The organism is Streptomyces sp. NPDC055078 (genome assembly GCF_053607985.1).
On record NZ_JBSGUP010000692.1, the window covers coordinates 1 to 4,215 of the forward strand.

Sequence of the window (4,215 nt, forward strand, 5' to 3'; positions counted from 1 at the left end):
CGGCTTCCGGGGCGCCGGGAACACTTCCCCGGGCTGCGTCCGGGTGGTGGGCGCGGTGGGCCGTACGGGGGCTGTGGTGCTGTTCAGGGGCTTGTGCCGTCCCCTGGGGGCGCGCTGCCGCACGGGGCTGTGGTGCCGTCCGCTGGGCGCGCGCTGCCGCACGGGGCTGTGGTGCCGTACGGGTCGGCCGCCGCCGTGCGTGGCACCGGCCCCGTACAGCCGGGCGGCCCACCGGTCAGGCCGTGCTGCGGAAGCCGATGGTCGGGACGGCCCGGCGCAGGGGCCAGGGCCTGGCGGGCGCGGGCAGCAGGGCGTCCAGGAAGGCGTAGCGGCGCAGGGCCGCCGGGTCCTGGTCGGTCAGCCCCTGGACGTGCTGCCACCAGGCCGCGATCTCCAGCCAGCCCGGCGCGGAGAGCGACCCGCCGAACTCCTGTACCGAGAGCGCGGCGGTCAGCCCCGCGAAGGCCAGCCGGTCGGCGAGCGGCCAGCCCGCGAGCGTCCCGGTGACGAATCCGGCGACGAACACATCACCGGCCCCGGTCGGGTCGAGCGCCTCCACCGCGATGGCCGGGACCTGGGCGCACTCGCCGCTCCCGCCGTCCACCGCGTACGCCCCCTCCGCCCCGAGCGTGACGACCGCCACCGGCACCAGTTCGGTCAGCGCGCGGGCGGCGGCGCGCGGGCAGTCGGTGCGGGTGTAGCGCATCGCCTCCGACGCGTTGGGCAGGAACGCCTCGCAGTGCTCCAGATCGGCGAGGTCCGCCGGGTCCCAGCGGCCCGTCTCGTCCCAGCCGACATCGGCGAAGACCCGGGTGCCCTTGCGGGCGGCCTGGGCGATCCACTCGTCGTGCGCGGGGGTCAGCGAGGCGACGGCGGCGCGGGCGGGCGGCGGGCAGTCGGGGGCCGGCTCGGGCGGCGGGGCCTCGTGGCCGTGGGACACCATCGTGCGCTCGCCCTCGTACGCCATGGAGACGGTGACGGGCGAGTGCCAGCCGGGCACGGTGCGCGACAGGGCGAGATCGATGCCCTCGCCCTGTTCGAGGGCGTCCCAGCAGTACTCGCCGTAGTGGTCGTCCCCGAAGGCGGCGGCGAGCGAGGTGTGCAGGCCGAGGCGGGCGAGCGCGGTGGCCATATTGGCGACACCGCCGGGGCTGGAGCCCATGCCCCGGGCCCAGGACTCGGTGCCGCGGACCGGCGCGGTGTCCAGGCCGGTGAAGATGATGTCGAGAAAGACCGTGCCGGTGAGATAGACGTCGCAGGCCGGATCGGCGGGGGTGCGGAGGAGGGCGAGCGGATCGAGGGAGCCATGGCCGGCCCTCGTACCGAGCGCGCCGGGCCGCGGGCCGCCCGGACCCTGCTGCTTTCCGTGCCGAGTGGTCACCGTGTGCTCCCGTGCGTGGTGCAGATCTGGCCAGTCTGCCAAATCCCCGCGCCCGGGTGCGGCAACCGTCCCGAATCCCCGCGCCCCGGTACGGGTCGGCGACGCCGTCCCCGCGCCCGGTACGGCAGCCGTGCTCGATCCCCACGCCCGGTTACGGATCGGCGGCGACTTCCCCGCCTCCCGGTCCGGCAGCCGCGGCCCGGTCCGTGCCGGTCGGTGTACTACTCGGGCCGCCGGACGGCGAAGTCGTACGCGTCGACCTCGGCGATCAGCCGCGCCCGCCGCTCCTCGTCGTCCTCCAGGAACGACGCGAGGAACGAGTTGCGCGCCAGCTCCCGCAGCCGCTCGTCACCGAGCCCCAGCGCCTCGTGGACCGCGTGGAAGGTGTCGCCGATGTAGCCGCCGAAGTACGCGGGATCGTCGGAGTTGACCGTGCACAGCAGGCCGGCGTCCATCATCTCCCGCAGCGGGTGCTGCTCCAGGGTGTCGACGGCCCGCAGCCGTACGTTCGACAGCGGGCAGAGCGTCAGCGGAATCCGCTCCCGCACCAGCCGTTCGACCAGTTCCCCGTCCTCCGTGCAGCGCAGACCGTGGTCGATCCGCTCCACCCCGAGGACGTCCAGGGCCTCCCGGACGTACGACGCCGGGCCCTCCTCCCCCGCGTGCGCCACCTTGCGCAGTCCGAGCGCGGCAGCCGCCTCGTACACCTCGCGGAACTTCGACGGCGGATTGCCCGCCTCCGCCGAGTCCAGGCCGACCGCCGTGATCCGGTGCAGATACGGTTTCGCGGCGTTCAGCGTCTCCATCGCCGAGCCGGCGGACAGATCCCTGAGGAAGCACATGATCAGCCGGGTGGAGACGCCGTACCGCTCCTCGCCTCGGTCCAGAGCGCGGGCGATGCCCTCGATGACCGTGCCGATGGGGACGCCCCGGGCCGTATGCGCCTGGGGGTCGAAGAAGATCTCGGCGTGGCGTACGCCCTGGGCGGACGCGCGCGCCAGATACGCGTCGGTGAGTTCGGCGAAGTCGTCCTCGGTGCGCAGGACGGCCATCAGTCCGTAGTACAGATCCAGAAACGACTGGAGGTCGTCGAAGTCGTAGGCGCGGCGCAGTTCGCCGGGGTCGTCGAAGGGCAGCGGCACGCTGTTGCGCGCGGCGAGCGCGAAGACGAGTTCGGGCTCCAGGGTGCCTTCGATATGCACATGGAGTTCGGCCTTGGGCAGGGGCACGGCCGGCCGCCTCACTGGTGACGTCGGGGAAGGGGGACACGCAGAAGATCGGTGGCGATGGTCAGCTCGCCCTCGAACCCGGCCGCGCGCGCCTGTCGCTCGAATTCCCCGGGGTCGCTGTAGCGCTGCGAGAAGTGGGTGAGCACGAGGTGGCGTACGCCCGCGTCACGGGCCGCGCGGGCGGCCTGTCCGGCGGTCAGATGGCCGTGGTCGGTGGCCAGCCGCTCGTCCTCGTCCAGGAAGGTGGACTCGATGACGAGCATGTCGCAGCCGTCCGCGAGGGCGTGTACGCCGGGGCAGAGCCGGGTGTCCATGACGAACGCGAACCGCTGCCCGCGCCTGATCTCGCTGACCTCTTCGAGGGTGACGCCGCCGACCGCGCCCTCGCGCTGGAGGCGGCCGATGTCGGGGCCCGTGATGCCGCGCGCGGCGAGTTCCCCGGGGAGCATCCGGCGGCCGTCCGGCTCGACGATCCGGTAGCCGTACGACTCGACCGGATGCGACAGCCTGCGGGCTTCGAGGGTGTACGAGGCGGTCTCGGCGAGCGCCCCGTCGGCGGTGACGGGGGCCTGGGTCAGCCGTACGGTCTCGCGGTAGGCGGTGGCGTACCGCAGCCGCTCGAAAAAGCGCTGTCCGCTCGCCGGGTAGTGCGCGGTGATCTCGTGCGGCACCTGGTCGAGGTTGATCCGCTGGATGACTCCGGCGAGCCCGAGGGAGTGGTCACCGTGGAAGTGGGTGACACAGATCCGGTTGAGGTCGTGCGCGGCGACCCCGGCGCGCAGCATCTGGCGCTGGGTGCCCTCGCCCGGGTCGAAGAGGATGCCCTCGGCGTCCCAGCGCAGCAGATAGCCGTTGTGGTTGCGGTGCCGGGTCGGGACCTGGCTGGCGGTGCCGAGGACCACCAGTTCTCGTACGGACAAGGTGCGCCGCTATCCAGGGGGCCATTCGAGGCCGCGCCCGCCGAGGAGGTGGGCGTGGGCGTGGAAGACGGTCTGCCCGGCGCCGGACCCGGTGTTGAAGACGATGCGGTACCCCGGCTCTGCCGTCTTCTCCTGCTCGGCGACCTCTCCGGCCACCCGCAGCACATCGGCCGCGAGTTGCGGCGCGGCGGCGGCGAGGGAGGCGGCGTCGGGGTAGTGGGCCCTGGGGATGACCAGGACGTGGGTGGGGGCCTGGGGGTTTATGTCGCGGAACGCCACGACGGTCTCGGTCTCCCGCACGACGGTGGCGGGGACATCCCCCGAGACGATCTTGCAGAACAGGCAGTCGGTCTGCGGTTCTCCGGCCATGCCGGGGGTCCTCCTCGTGTCCGTACGGTTGACCGGGGCATCTTATCGACCGGGGTGCGGTGCGATGCCCCTGCGGGGTGCGATGCCCCTGCGGGGTGCGCCGCTCCTGTGGGGTGCGTTGGCCGGGGCGGGTGCCGCCGCCCGGGCCCTGGGCGCCGCCGCCGCGATAGTGACCGGTACGGGTGCCGGTACCTCGCGGGGGGCCCAGCGCTGTCGCCCGCAGCCCGCGCGCCGTCGTCAGCGGCACGCCCTGCGGGCGTGTCCTCAATCTCCCCCAGACTTCGTCCGGGGGGACCCCCAACGGGCTGACTATGCG

4 protein-coding genes are annotated in these 4,215 nt (G+C 73.5%); all 4 read right to left on the bottom strand.

What is annotated here, in order from left to right; translation table 11 throughout:
• Positions 1 to 235: 235 nt before the first annotated feature.
• Complete coding sequence (locus ACWF94_RS34890; RefSeq protein WP_453498024.1) at positions 236 to 1,381, bottom strand: carbohydrate kinase family protein; 1,146 nt, start codon at positions 1,379 to 1,381, stop codon at positions 236 to 238.
• A gap of 221 nt (positions 1,382 to 1,602) precedes the next feature.
• Positions 1,603 to 2,610: an adenosine deaminase gene (locus ACWF94_RS34895; protein WP_453498027.1), complete on the bottom strand. Its 1,008-nt coding sequence runs from the start codon at positions 2,608 to 2,610 to the stop codon at positions 1,603 to 1,605.
• 11 nt (positions 2,611 to 2,621) lie between these two features.
• Positions 2,622 to 3,530 (bottom strand): ribonuclease Z, encoded by a 909-nt coding sequence (locus ACWF94_RS34900; protein WP_453498029.1) that lies wholly within the window; start codon positions 3,528 to 3,530, stop codon positions 2,622 to 2,624.
• 9 nt (positions 3,531 to 3,539) lie between these two features.
• A complete protein-coding gene (locus ACWF94_RS34905; RefSeq protein WP_453498032.1) occupies positions 3,540 to 3,899 on the bottom strand; it encodes a histidine triad nucleotide-binding protein in 360 nt (119 codons plus the stop codon).
• Positions 3,900 to 4,215: the final 316 nt, after the last annotated feature.